22 protein-coding genes are annotated in these 22902 nt (G+C 68.6%); 18 read left to right on the top strand and 4 right to left on the bottom strand.

The window, feature by feature from the left end; translation table 11 throughout:
* Window positions 1–5: 5 nt before the first annotated feature.
* From M6D93_RS10870 to M6D93_RS10860, 3 genes are read left to right on the top strand one after another with little or no spacing between them, the layout of a single operon-like run.
* The gene (locus M6D93_RS10870; RefSeq protein ID WP_249769194.1) at window positions 6–293 is read left to right on the top strand and encodes a DUF2277 domain-containing protein; all 288 of its coding nucleotides are present in this window, start codon (window positions 6–8) and stop codon (window positions 291–293) included.
* A complete protein-coding gene (pdxT, locus tag M6D93_RS10865) occupies window positions 293–937 on the top strand; it encodes a pyridoxal 5'-phosphate synthase glutaminase subunit PdxT (protein WP_249769193.1) in 645 nt (214 codons plus the stop codon). Before M6D93_RS10870 ends, pdxT begins: the two co-directional genes overlap by 1 nt.
* Window positions 934–1683, top strand: coding sequence for a YebC/PmpR family DNA-binding transcriptional regulator (locus M6D93_RS10860; protein ID WP_249769192.1), 750 nt, complete (start codon window positions 934–936; stop codon window positions 1681–1683). The genes pdxT and M6D93_RS10860 overlap by 4 nt, the downstream gene beginning before the upstream one ends.
* A 79-nt stretch (window positions 1684–1762) precedes the next feature.
* On the opposite strand, the gene M6D93_RS10855 is transcribed toward M6D93_RS10860, so the two are convergent.
* On the bottom strand, window positions 1763–2548 hold the full coding sequence (locus tag M6D93_RS10855) for a site-2 protease family protein (RefSeq protein ID WP_249769191.1): 786 nt from the start codon (window positions 2546–2548) through the stop codon (window positions 1763–1765).
* A 154-nt stretch (window positions 2549–2702) separates the two neighbouring features.
* Here M6D93_RS10855 and M6D93_RS10850 point away from each other — a divergent pair, with 154 nt between their 5' ends.
* From M6D93_RS10850 to M6D93_RS10815, 8 genes are all read left to right on the top strand, one after another.
* Entirely contained in the window at window positions 2703–4013 is a 1311-nt protein-coding gene (locus tag M6D93_RS10850; RefSeq protein WP_249769190.1) for an MFS transporter, read from the top strand.
* A 41-nt stretch (window positions 4014–4054) separates the two neighbouring features.
* Window positions 4055–4582 carry a crossover junction endodeoxyribonuclease RuvC gene (ruvC, locus tag M6D93_RS10845; RefSeq protein WP_249769189.1) on the top strand — a complete coding sequence of 176 codons (528 nt, stop codon included), beginning with the start codon at window positions 4055–4057 and terminating at the stop codon, window positions 4580–4582.
* Window positions 4583–4631: 49 nt separating this feature from the next.
* Window positions 4632–5243 (top strand): Holliday junction branch migration protein RuvA, encoded by a 612-nt coding sequence (gene ruvA / locus M6D93_RS10840; RefSeq protein WP_249769188.1) that lies wholly within the window; start codon window positions 4632–4634, stop codon window positions 5241–5243.
* An 83-nt stretch (window positions 5244–5326) separates the two neighbouring features.
* On the top strand, window positions 5327–6400 hold the full coding sequence (gene ruvB, locus M6D93_RS10835; RefSeq protein WP_249769187.1) for a Holliday junction branch migration DNA helicase RuvB: 1074 nt from the start codon (window positions 5327–5329) through the stop codon (window positions 6398–6400).
* 81 nt (window positions 6401–6481) lie between these two features.
* Complete coding sequence (locus M6D93_RS10830; protein ID WP_249769186.1) at window positions 6482–6817, top strand: preprotein translocase subunit YajC; 336 nt, start codon at window positions 6482–6484, stop codon at window positions 6815–6817.
* A 149-nt stretch (window positions 6818–6966) separates the two neighbouring features.
* Entirely contained in the window at window positions 6967–9144 is a 2178-nt protein-coding gene (gene secD, locus M6D93_RS10825; RefSeq protein WP_249769184.1) for a protein translocase subunit SecD, read from the top strand.
* On the top strand, window positions 9144–10247 hold the full coding sequence (secF, locus tag M6D93_RS10820; RefSeq protein ID WP_249769182.1) for a protein translocase subunit SecF: 1104 nt from the start codon (window positions 9144–9146) through the stop codon (window positions 10245–10247). Before secD ends, secF begins: the two co-directional genes overlap by 1 nt.
* Window positions 10244–10801, top strand: a complete 558-nt coding sequence (locus M6D93_RS10815; protein ID WP_249769180.1) for an adenine phosphoribosyltransferase — start codon at window positions 10244–10246, stop codon at window positions 10799–10801. Before secF ends, M6D93_RS10815 begins: the two co-directional genes overlap by 4 nt.
* Window positions 10802–10822: 21 nt before the next feature.
* Here M6D93_RS10815 and M6D93_RS19375 read toward each other — a convergent pair whose 3' ends face one another.
* The gene (locus tag M6D93_RS19375) at window positions 10823–11164 is read right to left on the bottom strand and encodes a hypothetical protein (protein WP_283818571.1); all 342 of its coding nucleotides are present in this window, start codon (window positions 11162–11164) and stop codon (window positions 10823–10825) included.
* Window positions 11165–11219: 55 nt separating this feature from the next.
* On the opposite strand from M6D93_RS19375, the gene M6D93_RS10810 reads away from it, so the two are divergent.
* Window positions 11220–13385 carry a RelA/SpoT family protein gene (locus M6D93_RS10810; protein ID WP_283818570.1) on the top strand — a complete coding sequence of 722 codons (2166 nt, stop codon included), beginning with the start codon at window positions 11220–11222 and terminating at the stop codon, window positions 13383–13385.
* 100 nt (window positions 13386–13485) lie between these two features.
* On the opposite strand, the gene M6D93_RS10805 is transcribed toward M6D93_RS10810, so the two are convergent.
* Window positions 13486–14322, bottom strand: coding sequence for a peptidylprolyl isomerase (locus M6D93_RS10805; protein WP_249769178.1), 837 nt, complete (start codon window positions 14320–14322; stop codon window positions 13486–13488).
* A 208-nt stretch (window positions 14323–14530) separates the two neighbouring features.
* On the opposite strand from M6D93_RS10805, the gene M6D93_RS10800 reads away from it, so the two are divergent.
* The 4 genes from M6D93_RS10800 to M6D93_RS10785 all read left to right on the top strand — a co-directional run bounded on the left by M6D93_RS10800 (window position 14531) and on the right by M6D93_RS10785 (window position 19045).
* On the top strand, window positions 14531–15196 hold the full coding sequence (locus tag M6D93_RS10800) for an MBL fold metallo-hydrolase (protein ID WP_249769176.1): 666 nt from the start codon (window positions 14531–14533) through the stop codon (window positions 15194–15196).
* 6 nt (window positions 15197–15202) lie between these two features.
* Window positions 15203–16597, top strand: a complete 1395-nt coding sequence (gene hisS / locus M6D93_RS10795; RefSeq protein ID WP_249769175.1) for a histidine--tRNA ligase — start codon at window positions 15203–15205, stop codon at window positions 16595–16597.
* Window positions 16598–16747: 150 nt separating this feature from the next.
* Window positions 16748–18577 carry an aspartate--tRNA ligase gene (aspS, locus tag M6D93_RS10790; RefSeq protein ID WP_249769174.1) on the top strand — a complete coding sequence of 610 codons (1830 nt, stop codon included), beginning with the start codon at window positions 16748–16750 and terminating at the stop codon, window positions 18575–18577.
* A 3-nt stretch (window positions 18578–18580) separates the two neighbouring features.
* Complete coding sequence (locus tag M6D93_RS10785) at window positions 18581–19045, top strand: PaaI family thioesterase (protein ID WP_249769173.1); 465 nt, start codon at window positions 18581–18583, stop codon at window positions 19043–19045.
* Here the strand turns inward: M6D93_RS10785 and M6D93_RS10780 are convergent.
* Window positions 19012–19857, bottom strand: a complete 846-nt coding sequence (locus M6D93_RS10780) for a formate dehydrogenase accessory sulfurtransferase FdhD (RefSeq protein ID WP_249769172.1) — start codon at window positions 19855–19857, stop codon at window positions 19012–19014. The two genes, M6D93_RS10785 and M6D93_RS10780, sit on opposite strands and share 34 nt — an antisense overlap.
* Before the next feature lie 594 nt (window positions 19858–20451).
* On the opposite strand from M6D93_RS10780, the gene M6D93_RS10775 reads away from it, so the two are divergent.
* Entirely contained in the window at window positions 20452–21483 is a 1032-nt protein-coding gene (locus M6D93_RS10775) for a superantigen-like protein SSL4 (protein ID WP_249769171.1), read from the top strand.
* Window positions 21484–21489: 6 nt separating this feature from the next.
* Entirely contained in the window at window positions 21490–22857 is a 1368-nt protein-coding gene (locus M6D93_RS10770) for a replication-associated recombination protein A (RefSeq protein ID WP_430667191.1), read from the top strand.
* Window positions 22858–22902 lie beyond the last annotated feature (45 nt).

Below are 22902 nucleotides of genomic sequence, written 5' to 3'. Positions count from 1 at the left end.
TCGCTATGTGCCGCAACATCCACACCCTGCGACCGCCCTTCGTCGAGCACGTCACGCCCGAGGACGTTCAGGCGGCGGCGTTGCAATACGTTCGCAAGATCGCCGGCATGCGCGCTCCGTCCAAGGCGAACACCGAGGCGTTCGAGGCGGCGGTGCTGGCCGTGACGGCTGCGACCTCGCAACTGCTGGACGAACTTGTGCTCAAGCCCACGACGTCCAAGCACGCCCAGGAGTTCGCCAACCACACCGCCCACGTGCTGGCTCATCGCGAGAAGCAGGCCCACACCCACTGATGCCCACGATCGGCGTGCTGTCGCTGCAAGGCGACGTTCAGGAACATGTCGCCGCCCTCGAGTTCGCCGGTGCCACCGTCATCTCGGTGCGCCGTGAGCGTGAACTGGACGAGGTCGACGCCCTGGTTATTCCGGGTGGGGAGTCCACCACGATCATCAAGCTGGCGCAGCACTTCGATCTGGTCGAGCCGCTGCGTAAGCGCATCAGCGGGGGAATGCCCACCTACGGGTCGTGCGCAGGGATGATCCTGCTCGCCGACCGAATTCTGGACGGCACGGCCGACCAGACCACCTTCGGTGGCATCGACATGACCGTGCGGCGCAATGCCTTCGGCCGTCAGGTCGAGTCCTTCGAGGAGCAGGTCAGCGTCGAGGGCATCGACGGCGGTCCGTTCACGGCTGTGTTCATCCGCGCGCCCTGGGTCGAGTCGGTGGGTCCGGACGCCACCCCGCTGGCCACCGTCACGACGGGACCGGCCGCAGGTAAAGTGGTCGCGATTCGCCAGCAGCACCTGCTGGCCACCTCGTTCCATCCCGAACTCACGGGTGACGCGCGAGTGCACGAATACTTCGTTCGGATGGTGAGGGACGGCGCGCGATCCGCGGGCGTGCTCCCGGAGCAGAGAGGGGGTGCCACCTCATGAGTGGTCACTCAAAATGGGCGACGACCAAGCACAAGAAGGCCGGCATCGACGCCAAGCGCGGCAAGCTCTTCGCCAAGCTGATCAAGAACATCGAGGTTGCGGCTCGCACCGGCGGCGGTGACCCGGACGGCAACCCGACTCTCTACGACGCCATTCAGAAGGCTCGCAAGTCCTCGGTTCCGCTGGACAACATCGACCGCGCGGTCAAGCGCGGCTCCGGGGCCGAGGCCGGCGGCGCCGACTGGGAGACGATCACCTACGAGGGCTACGGCCCGTCCGGTGTCGCGCTGCTCATCGAATGCCTGACCGACAACCGCAACCGGGCGGCGACCGAGGTTCGTACCGCGATGACCCGCAACGGCGGCAACATGGCCGATCCCGGGTCGGTGTCGTACCTGTTCAGCCGCAAGGGTGTGGTGATCGTGCCCAAGACCGGCCTGTCGGAGGACGACGTCCTGCTCGCGGTCCTCGAGGCCGGCGCCGAGGAGGTCAACGACATCGGTGACAGTTTCGAGGTGATCAGCGAGGCGACCGATCTCATCGCCGTCCGCACCGCCTTGCAACAAGCGGGCATCGACTATGACTCGGCGGACTCCTCGTTCCTGCCCAGTGTGCAGGTTCCCCTCGACGAGGACGGTGCGCGCAAGGTCTTCAAGCTGATCGACGCGCTGGAGGACTCCGACGACGTGCAGAACGTCTACGCCAACTTCGACGTCTCCGACGAGGTCATGGAAGCGGTCGGCTGAGCCCTGGGCGCTGGGGACGCTGGAGCGGGGACGGCCTCCCCGTCCATCCCGCGGCCGACCGGCGAGGGCCCCTGTGGGCTCAGGCGATCCAGAACCGCATGATGTCGTAGCCGAGCGAGGCGGCGCTGCGATTGCCGCCGACGGCGGAGAAGATCCCGTAGATGATGTCGAAGAAGAACCGGTTCAGCGAGGCAACCTGCAGCAGTACGAACAGCCCGAGCATTCCGAACGGCTTGACCGGCTCGAACGATCGCTGGGTTTGCGGGCTGAGGTACGGCTCGATCGCCCCGTAACCGTCGAGCCCTGGGATCGGGAGCACGTTGAGAATCGCCGCCATGATCTGCAGGCTGGCCACGAACGACACCATCGCGAAGAAGACCCGGTGGTTCGCGATGAGACTGTCGCGGGCGAGCAGGATGAGCAGGACACCGAGCACCGCGTTGGCGGCCGGTCCGATGAGGCTGACGAGCGAGCGCTGGAGTTTCGTGCGGAAATAGTGGTGGTGCAGGTAGACCGCCCCGCCGGGCAGCGCGATCCCACCGACCATGATGAACAACACCGGCAAGAGCAGGCTGAGCACCCAATTGGCGTACTTGAGCGGGTTGAGGGTCAGGTAGCCGCGGGTCTCGACCTCGCGATCCCCGAACCGCCAGGCCAGAAACGCGTGACCGAACTCGTGCAGGCAGAGGCTGACGATCCAGGCACCCACGACGAACAGGAACGCCAGGAACTGGGTCGTCCGGGTCAGCGTGTTGCCGACGGCGTAGACATAGCCACCGGTCGCGACGGCCAGGGCCAGCACGCCCAGGAAGATCGGGCTGGGACGGATCGCGGCGCGACGGGGCTGGCGGAACGGATAGCTCATCGGGCCGAGGGCTCCTGCTCGATCGGGGTCTGGACGTCCACTCTATGAGACTTCTCCTGCGAGGCCCGCCGATCTCACGGGTGCGGCCGGTAGTACGCTTGGCTAAGCAAAATCTGTAGGCCTGTCCCTGACCAGGAAACCGCCCGCTGCGCTGATGACCGAGACCGATGAGGCACCCTTCTCGCTGAGGTCTATCGCGCTACCCGCATTCGGTCCCGCGATCATGTTCGGAGCCGCCGAGGGCGCGGTGCTGCCCGTCGTCGCCCTGACGGCGCTGCACCTGGGTGCCAGTGTGGCTGCCGCGTCGGTCGTCTACGCCCTCATCGGAATCGGCTCGCTGGTCAGCAACATCCCCTCGGCGATGATCACGCAACGCCTGGGTGAGCGCTTCGCGATCGTGCTGGCCAGCGGCGTGAGCGCGAGCGCGATGCTGGTGGCCATGCTTGCCCCCGACGTTGCCGTCCTCGCGGTCGCCATGCTGCTGATCGGCTTCGCCAACGCGGTGTTCTCCCTCGCTCGACAGTCCTTCCTGACCGAGAACGTGCCGGTTCGGTGGCGCGCGCGGGCCCTGTCCTCGCTCGGCGGAAGCGCCCGCGTCGGGGTCTTCATCGGCCCGTTCCTCGCTGCCGCCGCGATCCACCAGTGGGGGATCCGCGCCGCCTACGCCGTCGGGCTCGTCGCCGCGCTGACCGCTGGGGGCATCGGCCTGTTCTCAGCCGATCTCGTGTCCACCGTCAGGTCGACGGAGGTGGAGCCCGAGACAACCACGATCCGGGCCGTGCTGCGCTCGCATCGCCGGCTGTTCCTGACCATCGGTATCGGCGTCATCCTCATCAGCGCGGTCCGGGCGTCGCGCCAGGTCGTCCTGCCGCTATGGGCCGAGCACATCGGACTGAGCCCCACCGCGAACTCGCTCATCTACGGCGTTGCCGGCGCTGTCGACATGGCCGTGTTCTACCCGGCCGGCAAGGTCATGGACCGCAAGGGGCGGCTGTGGGTGGTGCTGCCCTCCATGCTGCTGCTCGGCGCCTCGCTGATGCTGGTGCCGTTGTGTCACCACGTCGGTTGGTTGCTGGTCCTCGCGCTGCTGCTCGGTTTCGGCAACGGCATCGGCTCGGGCATGGTCATGACGCTCGGCGCGGACTACGCCCCCGCTCATGCCCGACCGGCGTTCCTCGGGATCTGGCGTTTCCTGTCCGATCTGGGCAGCTGCGGGGGTCCGCTGCTGCTGTCGGTCATCACCGGCGCGGCCACGCTGGCCGCCGGCGTGGTGAGCAACGGTGGGATCGGCTTCGTCGCGGCCACGCTGCTGGCCTATTTCGTGCCCAGGACGCCGATCGTGACCGGCCGGGCCGCCGCCGATCCGAGCTCCGGGTCGGGCGTCGGTCTGCCGGCGCGGGCATCGGCCGGTCGGGACGGTCCCGCAGGCGTGTCGGACGATCCCGCCGAGGCGGTCCCCCGGTAGTCTGTCGAACGTCCATTCGATTGCAGAGCGGGGGAGTGAGCGTGCGCGTCCTCGGCGTCGACCCCGGCCTCACCCGCTGCGGGATCGGGGTTGTCGACGGTGCGCCCGGTCGTGCGCTCACCATGGTGCATGTGGACGTTCTGCGCACCCCGCCGGGCGACGATCTCGGGTTGCGGCTGCTGGCGATCTTCGACGGCATCGAGGCCGCGGTCGAGCGGTTCGCACCCGACGCGGTCGTGGTCGAGCGCGTCTTCGCCCAGCAGAACCTGCGGACCGTGACCGGCACGGCCCAGGCCTCGGGCCTGGCGCTGGTGGCCGCGTCCCGTCGGGGCATCCGGGTCGCCCTGCACACGCCGTCGGAGGTCAAGGCCGCCATCACCGGATCAGGGACGGCGGACAAGGCCCAGGTCACCACGATGGTCACCCGATTGTTGAAGTTGCCCGCGCGTCCGACGCCTGCCGACGCTGCTGACGCCCTCGCGCTGGCCATCTGTCATATCTGGCGGGGGACCGCGCTCAACCGTCTCGACGCGGCGGCCGTCCGCGCGGCTGCTGGAGTGCGCCGGTGAAACCGGCAACGACCCCGCCCCCGGAAAAGCCAGCTGAGGAGGTCACACCATGATCGCGAGTGTGCACGGCAGAGTCGCCGCGTTGGGGCCGGACGGAGCGGTGGTCGAGGTCGGCGGCGTCGGGCTGGCGGTCTCCTGCTCGCCGGGGACCCTGGCGCGGCTTCGCGTCGGTGACGACGCCCGGCTGGCCACGAGCCTCGTCGTACGTGAGGATTCCCTGACGCTGTACGGGTTCTCCGACGACGACGAGCGGTCGCTGTTCGAGCTGCTGCAGACCGCCAACGGCGTCGGGCCTAAGCTGGCCCAGACCATTCTCGGGGTGTATCCGCCCCGCGAGGTGCGCCGGGCCATCGCGACCGCCGATCACACCGCGCTGGTGAAGGTCCCCGGAATCGGCCGCAAGGGTGCGGAGAAGATCGTCATCGAATTGCGGGACCGGATCGGGGCGATCGACGGCTCGGACAGCGGCGCTTCCGAACTCGCCGGCGTCACCGCCATCGCCCCGTGGAAGGACCAGGTCCTGCATGCACTGGCCGGGCTGGGCTTCACCGGCAAGGAAGCGGCGGAGGCGATCGACACGGTCGCGGCGGATTCCGCCGACAATCCCGAGGTTGCCGTGATACTGCGTCGGGCGATCCAGTTGCTCGGCCGAACCCGGTGATCGGCCGCGAACCGCTGAGCACCGCGCGTCGGCGGCCGGGCCCGGGCGACGTGTCGGTGAACGAGAAGGCGGTGAGCTGAGCGATGGACGGCAACCTCGATCGCGATGTGGTCTCGCCGCTGCCCGAAGTCGACGAGACCGACATCGAGGCCAGCCTCCGGCCGAAGCACCTGTCCGAGTTCGTCGGCCAGCCCAAGGTGCGCGAGCAGCTGCAGGTCGTGCTGGAGAGCGCACTGCGACGCAACCGCCCGCCCGACCACGTGCTGTTGTCGGGGCCGCCGGGGCTGGGCAAGACCAGCCTGGCCATGATCATCGCGGCGGAGCTCGGTGCCCCGTTCCGCCTGACGTCCGGGCCCGCGATAGAACGGGCGGGTGACCTCGCCGCGCTGCTCACGAGCCTCACCGAGGGTGAGGTCCTGTTCATCGACGAGATCCATCGCATCGCCCGCCCCGCCGAGGAATTGCTGTACATGGCGATGGAGGACTTCCGGGTCGACATCATCGTCGGCAAGGGACCCGGCGCGACCGCCATCCCGTTGGAACTCGCCCCCTTCACCCTCGTCGGTGCGACCACCCGCGCCGGCCTGCTGACCGGTCCGTTGCGGGATCGCTTCGGTTTCACCGCGCACATGGACTTCTACGACACCGACGAACTCGAGCACGTGCTGACCCGCTCGGCTCAGCTGCTGGGGGTGAGCGTGACCGGAGACGGAGCCGCGGAGATCGCCAGCCGCTCCCGGGGAACGCCGCGGATCGCCAACCGGCTCCTGCGCCGGGTCCGAGACTTCGCCGAGGTGCGGGCGGACGGGGTGGTCACCTCCCAGGTCGCCCACGACGCCCTGGCGGTCTACGACGTGGACGAACTAGGCCTGGACCGCTTGGACAAGGCCGTCCTGGACGCGCTGGTCCGGCGTTTCGGTGGGGGACCGGTCGGCGTCAGCACGTTGGCGGTCGCGGTCGGCGAGGAGATCGAGACCGTCGAGGAGGTGGCCGAACCGTTCCTGGTGCGCGCCGGCCTGCTCGCCCGCACTCCCCGGGGACGGGTGGCCACCCCGGCGGCCTGGCACCACCTCGGATTGACGCCGCCCTCGTCCCCGTCCGCGGGACCGGGCTCGGGCACGGGCGGCTTTGCCGGACCGACGCTGTTCGACTCCTGACCGACGCATCCGTCACTCCGACTACTGTGGACGGGTCCGGGCCCGAGCCGATCGGCCTGACAACATGCCGGGAGGGTATTCGTGCTGGCCGAGATCGTGCCGCTGATCATCATCGCCCTCATCTTCGTGGGGTTGATCGCCTTCAACCGGCGCAATCGTGACCGGGCCGCCCGCGCGGACGCGACCAGGCGCGACAGTCTGCACCCGGGCGCGGAGGTCATGACCACCTCCGGCCTCTACGGCACCGTCGTCTCGGTCAACCCCGAGGACGACACGGCGCTGTTGTCGATCGCCAGGGGCGTCGAGGTGAAATGGGCCATCGCCGCCCTTCGGCAGGCCCAGGAACTGCCCGGTCAGTACCGTCCGGGGGTCGGTGGCGCCACCGGAAACGGACCGGAGGAGTCCGGTCTGAAGTGAAGAGCCGGTCAGTCGCTGATGTGAATCTGGTTCACGTCGGTCATACTGTCCGGCGAGCCCTGCTAGCGACACAGTCCCGGTGGGGCTGAGCACCTGCGCCCAAGCTGTGCGGGTCGTACGTGCTGTCGATTACGAGGAGAACATCTTCCGTGCCACCTACTGCCGGAACGCTGCGCGTCGGCCGATACTTCACCGCGCTGCTGGCCCTCATGGCCGTGCTCTATGCCATCGTGTTCTGGCCGGGCAGCAACAAGACCCCCAAGCTCGGGCTCGACCTCGAGGGCGGCAAGCAAGTCGTGCTGCAAGCCACGGCCAACGGTAAGGCCCCGTCCAAGGCGTCCATGCAGCTCGCCCAGCAGATCATCACCGACCGCGTCAACGGCCTCGGCGTGTCATCGGCCCAAGTGCAGATCCAGGGCAGTGACCGCATCGTCGTCTCCGTCCCGGGCAAGAACAACAAGTCGCTGGACTCGGTCGGCCGAGCGTTCCAGCTGCAGCTTCGCCCGCTCATGATCGACCCGGTCGCAGCGAGCTCGGCCTCGACCTCACCCACCGCGTCAGCGTCGGGGAGTACCGGTTCCACGGCGAAACCGAGTGGCAGCGCCACGTCGAAACCGGCCACCTCTACCGGGTCGACCGCCAAGCCCGCCACCTCGAGCAGCACCTCTCCGTCTCCGGCGGGACGGGTCGTTCCGCTCGCGGCGGGTTCGACCGGCACGCCCGCGAAGGCCACCGCCTCGCCCTCGGCCTCGTCCCCGACGACAAGCGCGGCATCGGCCTCACCATTGGCAACGTCGTCGGCGTCGTCGAGCTCGACGGGGGCTGACACGTCGACGCGCATCATCGACATCTGGGCCACGTACCGCAAGCAGTTCAAGACCGATCCGCCGAAGGACGCCGCGGCGTACGCCGCGCTCGACAGCACCCACCAGCAGTTCCTGCAGAGCATGGTCGCGGCGTGGGTGTGCAACCCGAATGTGTACCCGAAGGACGACGTGGATCAGCCGCTGATCACCTGCGACCAGGGGGGAAGCGCCAAGTACCTGCTCGGTTCGGTCATCGTCAAGGGCACCGAGATCAAGTCGGCCCAGGCGGTGGTCGACAGCACCGGAATCTGGTCGGTGAGCCTGGACTTCAAGCCTTCGGGCCAGAAGAAGTGGGCGGACTACACCGCCAAACACAACGTCAACAACGGAGCGGTCACGGCAACGCCCGCCGATCAGGTTGCCGACACGCTCGACAGCTTCGTCTATCAGACGTCGACCATCCAGTCGACGATCACCGGGTCGACCCAGATCACTGGGCAGTTCACCGACACCCAGGCCAAGAATCTGGCCAACGCCCTGAAGTACGGCGCCTTGCCTCTGAACTTCAAGACCCTGACGAACACCGATATCTCAGCGACGCTGGGTACCGATCAGCTCAAGGCTGGCCTGCTCGCCGGCGGTATCGGCCTTGCGCTGGTCATCATCTACTCGCTGTTCTACTACCGCGCCCTCGGGCTGGTGACCATCGCGTCGCTCGTCGTCTCCGGTGCGTTGACGTACGCGATGCTCGTCATCCTCGGTAAGCAGATCGACTTCACCCTGACCCTGGCCGGTATCGCCGGTTTCATCGTCGCCGTCGGTATCACCGCCGACTCGTTCGTCGTCTTCTTCGAACGAATAAAGGACGAAGTGCACGAAGGGCGAACAGCCCGGGTCGCGATCCCGCGCGCGTGGGACCGGGCGCGCCGGACGATCCTGTCCGCCGACTTCGTGTCGTTCCTCGCCGCGATCATCCTGTACTACTTCGCTGCCGGTGAGGTTCGGGGCTTCGCGTTCACCCTCGGGTTGTCGACGATCCTCGACCTGATCGTGGTCTTCCTGTTCACCCACCCGATGGTCTCGCTCTTCTCTCGCAGCGCCGCGTTCGGCTCGGCTCGTTTCACCGGCCTCAACCACGCGCGGGCCGGTGGCATCGCCCGTTACGAGAAGCCGGCCCGGCAACGCCGAGGCGCCGACGAACTCACCGCCGAGGAAGAACTCGATCAGGAAGCCGATCGGCTCGAAGCCGAGGTCGCCCGGCACCGGGCGCGGGCGGGTGCCGACGTGCCGACCCCGACGAAGGCGAGGGTTGTCCGGGGCAAGCCTGCCGCGGCCCACGCCCGCCCGGACATCGCCGAGCCCGAACCAGACGGCGACGTGCCCGGCGCGGCGGACGGCGATTCGGTCACCGTCCCCAAGGGCCGGCCTGCCGATGAGCCCACCGCTACAGCCACCACCGCGGCCGAACGGGCCGCCGCCCGACGGGCCGCCCAACGCGCGCAGCAGAACGGGGAGAAGTGATGGGACTCGCATCCAAGCTCTATCGCGGTGAAACCCGGTTCGACTTCATCGGGACCCGTCGCCGGTGGTACGCGGCCTCGCTGCTGCTCGTCCTCGTGTGCCTGCTGAGCTTTCTCCTGCGCGGCTTCAACGTGGGGATCGACTTCAAGGGCGGCACCCAGTTCCAAGTCCCCGGCGGCAGCGGCGTCACCGCCACCACGGTCGACAACGCGATGTCGAAGGGTCCCGTGCACGCCGACGGCGCCGCCCAGCAGGTCGGCAACGGCGGCAACCGTTCGGTGATCATCAAGACCAAGGAGATCAGCCAGACCGAGCAGACCGCGGTCAAGAACGCCCTGGCCGGTCAGCTCAAGATCCCCGCCAGCTCGATCACGGTCGACTCGGTGTCCTCCACCTGGGGTAGCGAGATCACCAAGAAGGCCGTCCAGGGTCTGATCGTCTTTCTGATCGCGGTGTTCATCTACATCACCATCCGCTACGAGTGGAAGATGGGCATTGCGGCGCTGGTCGCCCTCCTGCACGACCTGATCATTTCCGCCGGCATCTATTCGATCGTGGGCTTCGAGCTGACACCCTCGACCATCGTCGGCCTGCTCACCATCCTTGGTTTCTCCCTGTACGACACCGTCGTCGTGTTCGACAAGGTGAACGAGAACGTCAGGGATCTCGGCGCGACCGCGCGCATGACCTACGGAGAGGCCGCCAACCTCGCGGTCAACCAGACGCTGATGCGGTCCATCAACACCTCGCTCATCTCGCTGCTTCCGGTGGCCGGTCTGCTGTTCGTCGGTGCCGGTCTCCTCGGCGTGGGCACCATCAAGGACCTGGCGCTGATTCTGTTCATCGGGCTGGCGGTCGGTGCGTACTCCTCACTCTTCCTGGCGACGCCGATCGTGGTGGAGCTGAAGGAACGGGAAGCCGAGAGCAAGGCTCTGGCCAAGCGGGTCGCGGCCAAGCGCGCCGCTGCCGCCAAGTCGGGTGAGCCCGTCCTGGCCGGCGCCGCGGGGGTCGAGGTCAACCGGCCGGCGACTCTCGGTACCCCGGCACCAGCTCCGCGCCCAGGCGCCCGGCCGAGTCGTAAACAGCCCCGGAAACGCCCGTGACGGCAGCCGCGGACGGTCGTGGCCTCGGCGGCGAGGAACTCGCGCAGCTGATCGACAGCATGCTGCGCGATGTTCCCGACTTCCCGCTGCCGGGAGTCCTGTTCAAGGACATCGCTCCGCTGCTGGCCGACGCAGCCGCTTTCAACGCCTGCATCGACGCCTTCGCCGACCTGCCTGCTGCGTTCGAGGCGGATCTGATCGCCGGGGTCGAGGCCCGCGGCTTCGTGGTCGCGGCCGCGGTGGCGCGTGCGGTCGATGCCGGCGTCGTGCCGGTACGCAAGGCCGGCAAGCTGCCTCCGCCGACGGTGAGCGCCCGCTACGAGCTGGAGTACGGCAGCGCCGAGATCGAGGTCCCGGTCGGGCTGCTGGAGGGCAAGCGCGTCTACCTCGTCGACGACGTCCTGGCCACCGGTGGAACGCTGGCCGCGACCATCGAACTGCTCACCCGTGCGGGCGCGACGATCACCGGCGTCGGGGTCCTCGTCGAGCTGTCCTTCCTCAACGGACGGCAGCGGCTCGAAGGTCAGGACCTCACCTCCCTCCTGGTGCTGTGACGCCGCCGGGCCACTGACCCGCTACCGTGATCGATCCGCTGAAGGCGGACCCGCCATCGGCATAGACTGCAAGCGCAACCAGTTGTTCTGAGGTGCACACCCGGAGGTTCCGCTGACGACCGAGGCCAACACACCTGCCCCCGGTTCCTCGACCGAGGGCAGGTCGGCGCGCGCTATCGCCGGCGCGGCCGCGGCCGGCGGGGCTCCCGTCGCGCCGCCCAGTTCCGCCTCCGCCTCTGCGCCCGCGCCCGCGGCGCCGCCGTCTCCCCCCAGATCGCCGGCCGCGGCCCAGCCGCCCCAGCCGCCCCAGCCCAACTCGACCGCGCACCGGCGCCGCATCCGGGACCGGGTAGCGCGTCGCATCGTCACTCCGCAGCGCTCGGCCGCCGTCCGGCCCGTCCTCGAGCCGCTACTCGCTGTGCACCGGGCCGCGCATCCCAAGGTCGACGCGAAACTGCTGCAGCGCGGTTACGACGTCGCGGAGGAACGCCACCGCGGCCAGCTGCGCAAGTCGGGCGATCCCTACATCACCCACCCGCTCGCCGTGGCGACGATCCTCGCCGAGCTCGGAATGGACACCACCACCCTGGTCGCCGCCCTGTTGCACGACACGGTCGAGGACACCGGGCTCACCACCGAGGAAATCGCCGAGGAGTTCGGGGCTGAGGTCGCCCACCTCGTCGAGGGCGTCACCAAGCTCGACAAGGTGAAGTTCGGCGAGGCCGCCGAGGCCGAGACGATCCGCAAGATGATCGTCGCCATGGCACGCGACCCCCGGGTGCTCGTGATCAAACTCGCCGACCGGCTGCACAACATGCGGACCCTGCGATTCCTGCCGCCGGCCAAGCAGGAGCGCAAGGCGCGCGAGACCCTGGAGGTGCTGGCCCCGCTGGCGCACCGCCTGGGCATGAACACCGTCAAGTGGGAACTGGAGGATCTCGCCTTCGCCACCCTGTACCCCAAGCGTTACGACGAGATCGTGCGGCTGGTCGCCGAGCGAGCACCTCAGCGCGACGTCTACCTCAATCAGGTCATCGAGCGGGTCAAGTCCGATCTGAAGGCCGGCTCGATCAACGCCGATGTGTACGGCCGGCCGAAGCATTACTACTCGATCTACCAGAAGATGATCGTGCGCGGACGCGAGTTCACCGACATCTACGACCTGGTCGGCATCCGAGTTCTGGTCGATTCCGAAAGGGATTGCTACGGCACGCTAGGAGTGATCCACGCGAACTGGCAGCCCGTCCCCGGCCGGTTCAAGGATTACATCGCGATGCCGAAATTCAACATGTACCAGTCGTTGCACACGACGGTGATCGGCCCGGGCGGTAAGCCGGTGGAGTTGCAGATCCGCACCCAGGCGCAGCACCGCACGGCCGAGTTCGGCATCGCCGCGCACTGGAAGTACAAGGACGCCGCCGCGACGGCTTCCACACCGGCCGCCGTCAGCGACGAGATGGGCTGGTTGCGCCAGCTGCTCGACTGGCAGCGCGAGGCGCAGGAGCCGGGGGAGTTCCTCGACACCCTGCGCTTCGACCTCGGCGCCCGCGAGGTCTACGTGTTCACGCCGAAGGGGGACGTCATCGGCCTGCCCGCCGGTTCCACCCCGGTCGACTTCGCCTACGCGGTGCACACCGACGTCGGGCACCGTTGCATCGGTGCCCGCGTCAACGGCAAACTCGTTGCTCTGGAGACCGAGCTCGATCACGGCGACACCGTCGAGGTCTTCACGTCCAAGGCTGAGGGCGCCGGGCCGTCGCGGGACTGGCTGGCCTTCGTCGCCTCACCCCGGGCCAAGACCAAGATTCGTCAATGGTTTGCCAAGGAGCGTCGCGAGGACGCCGTCGAGGCGGGCAAGACCGCGCTGACGCGCGCCATGCGCAAGTCGTCGCTACCCATGCAACGCCTGCTCGGCGGTGATCAGCTCGTCACCATCGCCCGCGAGATGCATCTGGCCGACATCACCGCCCTCTACGTCGCCGTCGGCGAAAGTCACGTCTCGGCCCAGTCGGTCGTGCAGAAACTCGTCGCGTCACTCGGCGGGGTCGAGGGCGCGGTGGAGGACCTGGCCGAGACCGAGATTCCCACCCGCGAGATCACCGGACGTCCGTCCTCGCGCCGGGCCGGTGGCAACGCCGGCATCATGGTGTCGGGCATGTCGGACGTCTGGGTGAAGCTGGCCCGTTGCTGCACTCCCGTGCCGGGTGACGAGATCCTGGGCTTCATCACCCGGGGAGGTGGTGTGTCGGTGCACCGCAGGACGTGCACCAACGCCTCAGCCCTGCTGGAGCAGCAGGACCGGCTCGTCGACGTCGAGTGGGCTCCTTCGGCCGATTCGGTGTTCGTGGTGTCCATTCAGGTCGAGGCGCTGGACCGGCATCGGCTGCTCTCGGATGTGTCGCGGGTGCTCTCGGATGAGAAGGTGAACATCCTCTCCGCGTCGGTGACCACCAACCGGGACCGAGTCGCGGTCTCCCGGTTCACCTTCGAGCTGGCCGAAGCCAAACACCTTGGTCACCTGTTGCGGACCGTTCGCAACGTCGAGGGCGTCTACGACGTCTACCGCATCCATGCCGCAAACTGAGCCGCGAACCAGATCCGCAAACTGAGCGGCAAACTGAGCCGAGAACGACAGGGCCCGGACCGGCGAACGGTCCGGGCCCTGTCGTGTCGCTCTTGCCGGCTCAGGCCGTTGTCGCCGTGGTGAATTTCAGCGGCAGCTTGGGCTTGCCGTCCCCGCTGCCGTTGGCATTGTCAGAGCCCGCCTTGGCCACGCTCTGCACGACGGGCATGCCCGCGGTCACCGTGCCGAAGACGGTGTAGGTCTTGCCAAGGCCGGCCGTGCTGTCCTTCCAGACGATGAAGAACTGGCTGCCGCCGCTGTGCGCGGCTCCCGTATTGGCCATCGCGAGCACGCCGACGCCGTAGGTCTCGCTGCCCTGGTACTCGTCGGGAATCGTGTAGCCGGGCCCGCCGCTGCCGGTGGCCGTCGGATCGCCGCACTGCAGGACGTAGATGCCCGTGGTGGTCAGACGGTGGCAGCTGGTGTTGTCGTAGTACTTCTGTTTCACCAGAGAGACGAAGCTCGCGACCGTGCACGGCGCCTTGGCGCGGTCCAGGGTGAAGGTGAGCTCGCCGCGGTTGGTGGCGATCTTCACGACTGCCGTCCCCTTGGTGGCGACTGTGGTCGCAGGGAGCCCGACTTTCTTCGCCGCCGCCGCCGTGCCCTTGGTGAAGCTGCATGTTCCGGAGATCTTGTTCGGCGTGGCCGACGCGGTCGGGCTGGCGCTCGCGGTGACGCTCGCGGCCGGAGTCGTGCTGCCGGCAGCGGTTGGGGACTTCTTGTTGTCGTTGCTGAGCATCACGACGCCGACGATCACAACGGCGAAGATCACCAGGATGCCGATCACCGTCGAGATGAGAGTCAGCTGGCGGCGGCGGGACTCCCGCTGTTGGCGTCGCTGGAGCTGGCGCTCGAGATGGCGGCGGGCGGCCTCACGCTTCTGTTTGCTGGTCGGCACGAGCTGATCCTCCTGGAATCACCGTGACAGGGCGCGGCGAATAAGTGGCAACGGTGCCGAAGTCTACGAAATCTCGTAAGAGCGTGGTGTGGGGACCACCCCAACGGGCTGTGAACCGTGGCCGGGGATTCCGGCCAGCGTGGCGCAGCGGGAAGTCCCCGATGGGCTGGGGGCTCGAGCCCAGGGCGCGGACGGCTAGGGTCGAGCGGTGCTGATTCAGGGATTTCCGGCCCAGGTCGCCGGGACGAACTGCTTCGTGGTGGCCAGCGGTCCCGGGGAGCAATGCGTGATCATCGACCCCGGGGCGGGCGTCACCGGGCAGTTGGACGAGATCGTGGCCGAGCACCGGCTGCATCCCGTCGCGGTGGTGTTGACCCACGGCCATCTCGACCACACCTTCTCGGTGTTGCCCGTCTGCCAGGCCCGAGACGTTCCGGCCTACATCCATAGTTCGGACCGTTCCGCGCTCGCCGACCCCTGGACCGGTCTGGGGCTGCCGTACGGAGCCCCCCTCTTCGGGGTGCCGGGCCTGACCTTCGCCGAGCCGGACGACGTCCGTGAACTCGCCGACAAGGACGGCCTGACGTTGGCCGGAATGTCATTCACCGTGCGTCACACCCCAGGGCACACGGCGGGTTCGGTGGTGTTCGCCCTGCCTGCCGACGACCAACAGGTGCTGTTCGCCGGTGACGTGCTTTTCGCCGGTTCCATCGGACGCACGGACCTGCCGGGCGGGTCCATGACCGACATGACACGATCGTTGCGTGAGGTCATCCTGCCGATGGACGACGAGGTAATCGTTTTGCCCGGGCACGGGGGACAGACGACCATAGGGCATGAGCGCCTCACCAACCCCTTCCTGAAGGATCTGTAACCGGACATGAGTGTCACAAAGCCGACTCCGTTGAGCGGCTTCCCCGAACTGCTGCCCGCCGAACGCGCCGTGGAGCAGCAGGTTCTGGACCAGTTGCGCGCGACCTTCGAGCTGCACGGCTTCGCCAACGTCGAGACCCGCGCCGCTGAGCCGCTGTCGCAGTTGCTCCGCAAGGGCGAGATCGACAAGGAGGTTTACATCCTGCGTCGACTGCAGGCCGGCGAGGACGGTGAGGACTCCGGCGGGGACGCGGGAGACCCGAACACCCTCGGCCTCCACTTCGACCTCACGGTGCCCTTCGCCCGCTACGTGCTGGAGAACGCCGGCAAGCTGGACTTCCCGTTCCGCCGATACCAGATCCAGAAGGTCTGGCGCGGCGAGCGCCCGCAGGAGGGCCGTTACCGCGAATTCACCCAGGCCGACATCGACGTCGTCGCCGCCGGTGAGCTTCCCTTCCACCACGATGTCGAGGTGGCTCGGGTGATGGCCGAGGCCCTGTCGCGGCTTCCCCTTCCCCCGTTGCGTCTGCAGATCAACAACCGCAAGTTGATCGAGGGCTTCTACCGCGGTCTGGGAGCCCCGGACGTCGCGAGCGTGATGCGGGTCGTCGACAAGATCGACAAGGTTCCCGCCGACATCGTAGCCACGATGCTGGTCAACGAGGCCGGCCTGTCCGATGACCAGGCCAAGCAATGTCTGGCCCTGGCCGAGATCCGGTCGAGCGATAGCTCCTTCGTCGAGCGGGTCCGCGCGCTCGGGGTCGAGGACGAGCTGCTCGAGACGGGTCTGCAGGAGCTGGCCACGGTCATCTCCGGTTGTGCCGGCGTGGCCACCGAACGGTTCGTCGTGGAGGCGGATCTGCGGATCGCGCGCGGGCTGGACTATTACACGGGGACCGTCTTCGAGACCCGGATGGCCGGCTTCGAGAGCCTCGGCTCGATCTGCTCGGGCGGTCGCTACGACTCACTGGCCAACGACGGGCGGACCAGCTACCCGGGCGTCGGAATCTCGCTCGGGGTGACCCGGCTGCTGACGCCACTGTTCACCCGCAAGAAGCTCACGGCCAGCCGATCGGTGCCCTCCGCCGTGCTCGTGGCGCTGCCGGACGAGGGTTCGCGTGAGCAGTGCATCGTGATCGCCGCCCAGTTGCGCGCCCGCGGGATCCCGACCGAGGTGGCGGTCTCGGCCCAGAAATACGGCAAACAGATCCGTTACGCCGAACGCCGCGGCATCCCGTACGTGTGGTTCCCCGCCGATTCGGACTCGGCGGCGGAGAGTGGCGCCCCCATCGGACACCAGGTCAAGGACATCCGCAGCGGCGACCAGCTCGACGCGGATCCGCAGACCTGGACACCGCCCGCCGAGGATCTTCGTCCGCAGGTGGTCAGGTCCGAGCCCTGACCCTCACCGACCGGCCGGCCTCACCGACCGGCCGGCCCCACGGACCAGTCCGCCCCACCGACCGGCCGGCTGGCTTCGCCGCCAGGTCAACGCCCCCTCGACCGGGTGAAACAATGAACGCATTCGTTGTCTTCGAAAGGACACCATCTCGTGCTGCGCACGCATGAGGCCGGCTCGCTTCGAGCCGACCACGCAGGTGAAACCGTCACTCTGGCCGGTTGGGTCGCCAGCCGGCGTGATCACGGCGGGGTCGCCTTCATCGATCTGCGCGACGCGTCGGGCATCGTCCAGGTCGTGGTTCGCGATGACGCCATCGCCCACGACCTTCGCAACGAGTGGTGCATCCAGGTCAGGGGCGAGGTGCGCAGCCGGCTCGAGGGCAAGATCAACCCGAACATCGCCTCCGGCGAGATCGAGCTCGTCGCCGACTCGGTGACCGTCTTGAACCCCGCGGCCGTGCTGCCGTTCCAGATCGACGAGCACACCGAGGTCGGCGAGGAGGCCCGGTTGAAGTACCGCTATCTCGACCTGCGCCGTCCCGCTCCGGCAGCAGCGATCCGTCTCCGCAGCCAGGTCAGCAAGGCCGCCCGCGACGTCCTGCACGAGCAGGCCTTCGTCGAGATCGAGACGCCGACGCTCACCAGATCGACGCCGGAGGGGGCGCGCGACTTCCTGGTCCCGGCCCGCCTGCAGCCCGGCTCGTGGTACGCGCTGCCGCAGTCGCCGCAGCTGTTCAAACAGTTGCTGATGGTGGCCGGGATGGAGCGGTACTTCCAGATCGCGCGTTGCTACCGGGACGAGGACTTCCGCGCCGACCGGCAACCGGAGTTCACCCAGCTCGACCTGGAGATGAGCTTCGTCGAGCAGGCCGACGTCATCGCGGTCGCCGAGGACGTGCTGCGTGCCGTGTGGCGTCTGATCGGGTACGAGATCCCGGCCATCCCCACGATGACCTACGCCGACGCCATGAACCGGTACGGCTCGGACAAGCCCGATCTTCGTTTCGATCTCGAGCTGACCGAGTGCACCAAGTACTTCGCGGACACGCCCTTCCGGGTGTTTCAGAGCGAGTACGTCGGTGCGGTCGTCATGCCCGGAGGTGCCGCGCAGGCCCGTCGCCAGCTCGACGCGTGGCAGGAGTGGGCCAAGCAACGGGGTGCGCGTGGCCTGGCTTACGTCCTGATCGGCGAGGACGGCGAACTGTCGGGACCGGTCGCCAAGAACCTCAGCGAGCCCGAGCGCGAAGGCCTGGCTACCCAGGTCGGGGCGAAGCCCGGTGACTGCGTCTTCTTCGCTGCCGGCGCGCGCAAGTCGTCCCAGTCGCTGCTGGGTGCCGCTCGTCTGGAGATCGGCCGCCGTGCCGGCCTCATCGACGAGACCGCGTGGTCCTTCTTGTGGGTCGTCGACGCCCCGTTGTTCGAGCCGTCCGCCGACGCCACCGCCAGCGGTGACGTCGCGGTCGGCGCCGGCGCCTGGACCGCCGTCCATCACGCCTTCACCAGCCCGAAGGCCGAGTTCCTGGACACCTTCGACACCGATCCGGGCAGCGCGCTGGCCTACGCCTACGACATCGTCTGCAACGGCAACGAGATCGGTGGTGGGTCGATCCGTATCCACCGCCGCGAGATCCAGGAGCGGGTCTTCGCGATCATGGGGCTCTCGCCCGCACAGGCCCAGGAGAAGTTCGGGTTCCTACTGGATGCCTTCGCCTACGGCGCGCCGCCGCATGGTGGGCTGGCCTTCGGGTGGGACCGGATCTGCGCCCTGCTCTCCCGTACCGACTCCATCCGCGACGTCATCGCCTTCCCGAAGACCGGCAACGGTTTCGACCCCCTCACCGAGGCGCCGGCGCCGATCACCCCCGAGCAGCGCAAGGAGGCCGGCATCGACGCCCGGCCCAAGCCCGACAGCGGCGCGTTGGCGATCCCGCCCCTGAACGACGACGAGCCCGGCGTGCCGCCGAACCCGAAGCGCAGCTGAGGTATGAGTCAAGCGACCGACCTGTCGATCCGGCAGGCGCAGGAAGCCTTTGCCCAACAGGGGCTGATGGACACCCTGCAGGCCGAGATCGTCCGGATCGAGGCGGGCCGGGTGGACGTTGCGATGCCGGTGCGGCCGGAGATCACCCAGCAGGACGGCTTCGTCCACGCCGGTGCGGTCACCGCGATCCTGGACACCGCGTGCGGTTTCGCGGCCAGCACGCTGATGCCGCCTGGGTCCGGGGTGCTCAGCGTCGACTTCACGGTGCATCTGATGCGCCCGTCCGTGGGGGAGCAGATTCTCGCCGTAGCCGAAGTCGTCAAACCGGGACGCACGATCACGTTCGTCCGGGCCGAGGCCTTCGCGATCCGGGCCAACGGCGACCGGGTCAGCTGCGCCCTCATGACCGCGTCGATGGCGACCATCAGCCCTGATCAGAGGCCAACCACCCGATCCTCGCCCGAGTAGAGGTTCAACCGACCGGGCCGAACCATGCCCGCCAGCAGCAGGCCGTGCTCGCGGGCAAGATCGACGGCCAGATCCGACGGGGCTGAGACCGCGACGATTCCAGCGACCGCGGAAGCCACTGCCTTCTGCACGATCTCGAAGGACACCCGACCGCTGACGACCAGCAACAGATCGGTGGCGGGCAGCCGGCTGTCGAGCAGCGCCCAGCCGTGAACCTTGTCGACCGCGTTGTGCCGGCCGACGTCCTCGCGCACGACCAGCAACTCGCCGCGGTTGGTGGCCAGCGCGGCGGCGTGCAGCGAACCGGTGCGCTGGAAGGTCTTCTGCTGGGTGCGAACCCGGTCCGGCAGTTCCTGCAGTACCTCGGGGCTGACCCGCCAGCCCGAAGTGCTCGCCGGGGCCCACCGCAACGGAGCCAGGTCCAGCACATCGGCGCTGCAGACGCCGCACGAGGTCCCGGTCACCCACGCGCGTGGCTGCGGAGGGGTCACGTCCGGGGCGAGGGTCAGGTGCACCTGGTCCACCCCGCGACCGCCGGCGTCCTCGGCTCGGGCGTCCAGATCGTCCTCGGTCCGGCACTGCCGCAGCTGGAGCAGCTGGTCGGGGCGATGCAGGCTCGACTCCACGACCAGCCACCCCGCCGCCAGTTCGACGTCGTGGCCAGGCGTGCGCATCAGGGTCGCGATGACGGTGCCGTCGACGACCAGATTCAGCGGCGCTTCGGCCGACAGGTCGTCGCCTCGCCCGTCGGACTCGCGCAAGGTGCCGTCGTCGGCGAAGGCGAGCCGGATGACCCGCCTACGCGTGCTCATCACCGCCACGAAATTCCCCCATCGGCCCGAGATGATCTGTCGAGCCGAGTGTAGGGCGGTGAGCCTGTGGTACCGAGCGCCGCCGACTCGGGCAGACTGGGGTGCGTCACCGACGGGGAGCGCGCCACGTGCCCGGCGGCCACGCGAGGCAGAGCGACGGCATCAGCGGGACGCGCGCAACCAGCAAACGGTAGGACCAGCAAGCGAGCAGAGCCAGGAGGACGACCGGTGGACAGCCAGGAGCAGCTGCACGAGCTGGACGAACGCCTGCGGCGCGGCGAGCTCCGGTTGCCCGAGTACTTTCAGCTCCGCGCACGGCTTCTTCCGCCGGAGCCCTCCGGTAACAGTGACCCGACCGGGTCGGTGCCGGGCCGTGAGCCGCTCGCGTCGGGCGCCCCTGCCTCTGAACCTTCGGCCTCTGAACCTTCGGCCTCTGAACCTTCGGCCTCTGAACCTCCGGCCTCTGAACCTCCGGCCTCTGAACCTCCGGCCTCTGAACCTCCGGCTTCTGAACCTCCGGCCCCCGAGGCCCTCACTCCTGCCGCCCCACCGTCGCCGTGGGAGCACCGCCCGGGCACCGCGATTCCCGTACCTGTGGACGAGCCCCTGGACCCGGTCGACGACTTGGACCTCGCTGTCCCGGCCTGGGTTCAGCAGGCCACCGGCGACGCGCCACCGCCGCCGGGCAGCCCTGGTGCCATCGCGCTGGACCTGCCCGCTGCCGCCGCGACGAACGAGACCTGGGTACTGCCCCGGCTTCCCGGGCCTGAGCCTGACTCAAGCCCGCCGCCTCCGTACCTGCCCCCGTCCCAGCCCCCGTCCCAGCCCTCGTTCCAGCCCTCGTTCCAGCCCCCGTCCCAGCCCTCGTTCCAGCCCCCGTCCCAGCCCCCGTCCCAGCCCGCGCCGCGACGGGACCCCAACCGCTCCCGAGGGCCGGGACGCAGCGGTTTGATCGCGGCCGGCGCGGTCGTGCTGGTCCTGTTGATCGCCATCGCGGTCGGCGTGGCGCTCACCCAGAGCTCCACGTCGCCGAGCGCCTCACGGCCCAGCGCGACCGCGCGCGCGACCGCGACTTCCACGAGCCTGGCCCGGACGCCTGGCCCTTCGACGAAGCCGAGCTCTCCGAAGTCGGCTCCGTCGAAAACGATCGCCCCGGCCGCCAGCCTCGTCGCGCCCGCGGGCCCGGCCAGGACCACCGCCTACGGGGTCCGGACCATGCAGGGCGCGTTGGGTCAGGGCGCGACCGACGCCGGCGAGACGGCGGCCCTGCAGTCCTGCGGAGCCACCCAGGGTCCGGTGCAGTCGATCGCCGACGCGACCGCGAAATGGACGCTGACTCTGGCCGCCTTCCCCTGCGCCAGTGCGGCGAAAGCCCGCACCGCGGTCGTCGGTCAGATCATGACGGAGCGCCAGAGCGGAGCGACCCCGGTTGCCTCACCGAGCACCGCCGTACACGTCTATGCGCTGGCTGCTCGTCCTGGCTGCCAGTCCTACACGGTCGGGCGCTACCTCAGCGGCTCCAAGTGGGTTGCGCTGAAACTGTGCTCGAACGGAAGCGCCGATCCAGGTGCGGTCCTGACCAGCTACATCAAGCTGCTCTTCGCCGCTCGTTACTCGCCGAGCTAGCTCGCGATGACACTGTTCGGGCAGGAGGCGGATTCCGCGGAGCCGGGGTCGGACGCCGTGGCATCGTTCGGCGAGCCGACCGACGCGACCGCACCGCTGGCGGTGCGGATGCGCCCCCGGACGCTGGACGAGGTCGTAGGCCAGCAACACCTGCTGGGCCCGGGCTCGCCGCTGCGTCGGTTGGTCGAGGGTGACGCCCCCATGTCGGTCATCCTCTTCGGGCCGCCCGGCACGGGCAAGACCAGCCTGGCCTCGATCGTGTCGACGGCATCCAGCCGACGGTTCGTGCAGCTGTCGGCGCTCAACGCCGGGGTGAAGGACGTGCGCGCGGTGATCGAGACCGCCAAGCGAACCCTGGAGCACGGCGGCCGTCCTACCGTGCTGTTCATCGACGAGATCCACCGTTTCTCCAAGACCCAGCAGGACTCCCTGCTGGCGGCGGTCGAAGCGCGGACGGTGACGCTGGTGGCGGCCACCACCGAGAATCCGTTCTTCTCCATGGTCTCGCCGTTGCTGTCGCGCAGCCTGCTGTTGACCTTGCAGCCGTTGACCGACGACGACATTCGCGGCCTGGTGGAGCGGGCCCTGTCCGACGAACGGGGCTTGGGCGACACCGTCCGGCTGTCGGGGGAGGCGATGGCGCACCTGCTGCGCGTGGCCGGCGGGGACGCGCGCCGGGCGCTCACCGCGCTGGAGGCAGCGGCCGGCTCGGCCATCGCGGACGGGCAGTCCGAGATCGGCCTGGAGCGGCTCGAGCTCGCTGTGGATTCGGCTGCGGTCCGCTACGACCGGGACGGCGACCAGCACTACGACGTCATCAGTGCCTTCATCAAGTCGATCCGCGGATCGGACGTCGACGCGGCGCTGCATTATCTTGCCCGCATGATCGTGGCCGGCGAGGATCCGCGGTTCATCGCGCGCCGGCTCGTGGTGCACGCCAGTGAGGACATCGGCCTGGCCGACCCGACGGCGCTGCTTGCCGCCACCGCGGCCGCGGATGCCGTGGCCCTGATCGGGATGCCGGAGGCGCGCATCAATCTCGCCCAGGCCACGATCCATCTGGCGCTGGCGCCGAAGTCGAATGCCGTGGTCAGTGCGATCGACGACGCCATCGCCGACGTCCGCGGCGGCCTGGCGGGCGCGGTTCCGATGGCTTTGCGCGACGGCCACTACAAGGGCGCGGCCAAGCTTGGACACGCCCAGACCTACATCTACCCGCATTCGCTGCCCGAGGGTGTGGCCGGCCAGCAGTACCCGCCGGACGAACTGGTCGGCCGCGACTACTACCGACCGGCCGGTCGAGGCGCGGAGCGGCCGATCGCCGAACGGCTGAGCAAGCTGCGCGCGGTGATACGAGGCCGATTGCGGCCGTAGGCGAGGGCGCGTCCACGGGTACCCGGTAGGGTCTGCTCCGACGTC

The organism is Jatrophihabitans telluris (assembly GCF_023516435.1).
Classification (GTDB): domain Bacteria; phylum Actinomycetota; class Actinomycetes; order Mycobacteriales; family Jatrophihabitantaceae; genus Jatrophihabitans_A; species Jatrophihabitans_A telluris.
Note: the sequence above shows the minus strand (reverse complement) of the source record. Positions and strands in the feature narration are given on the sequence as shown.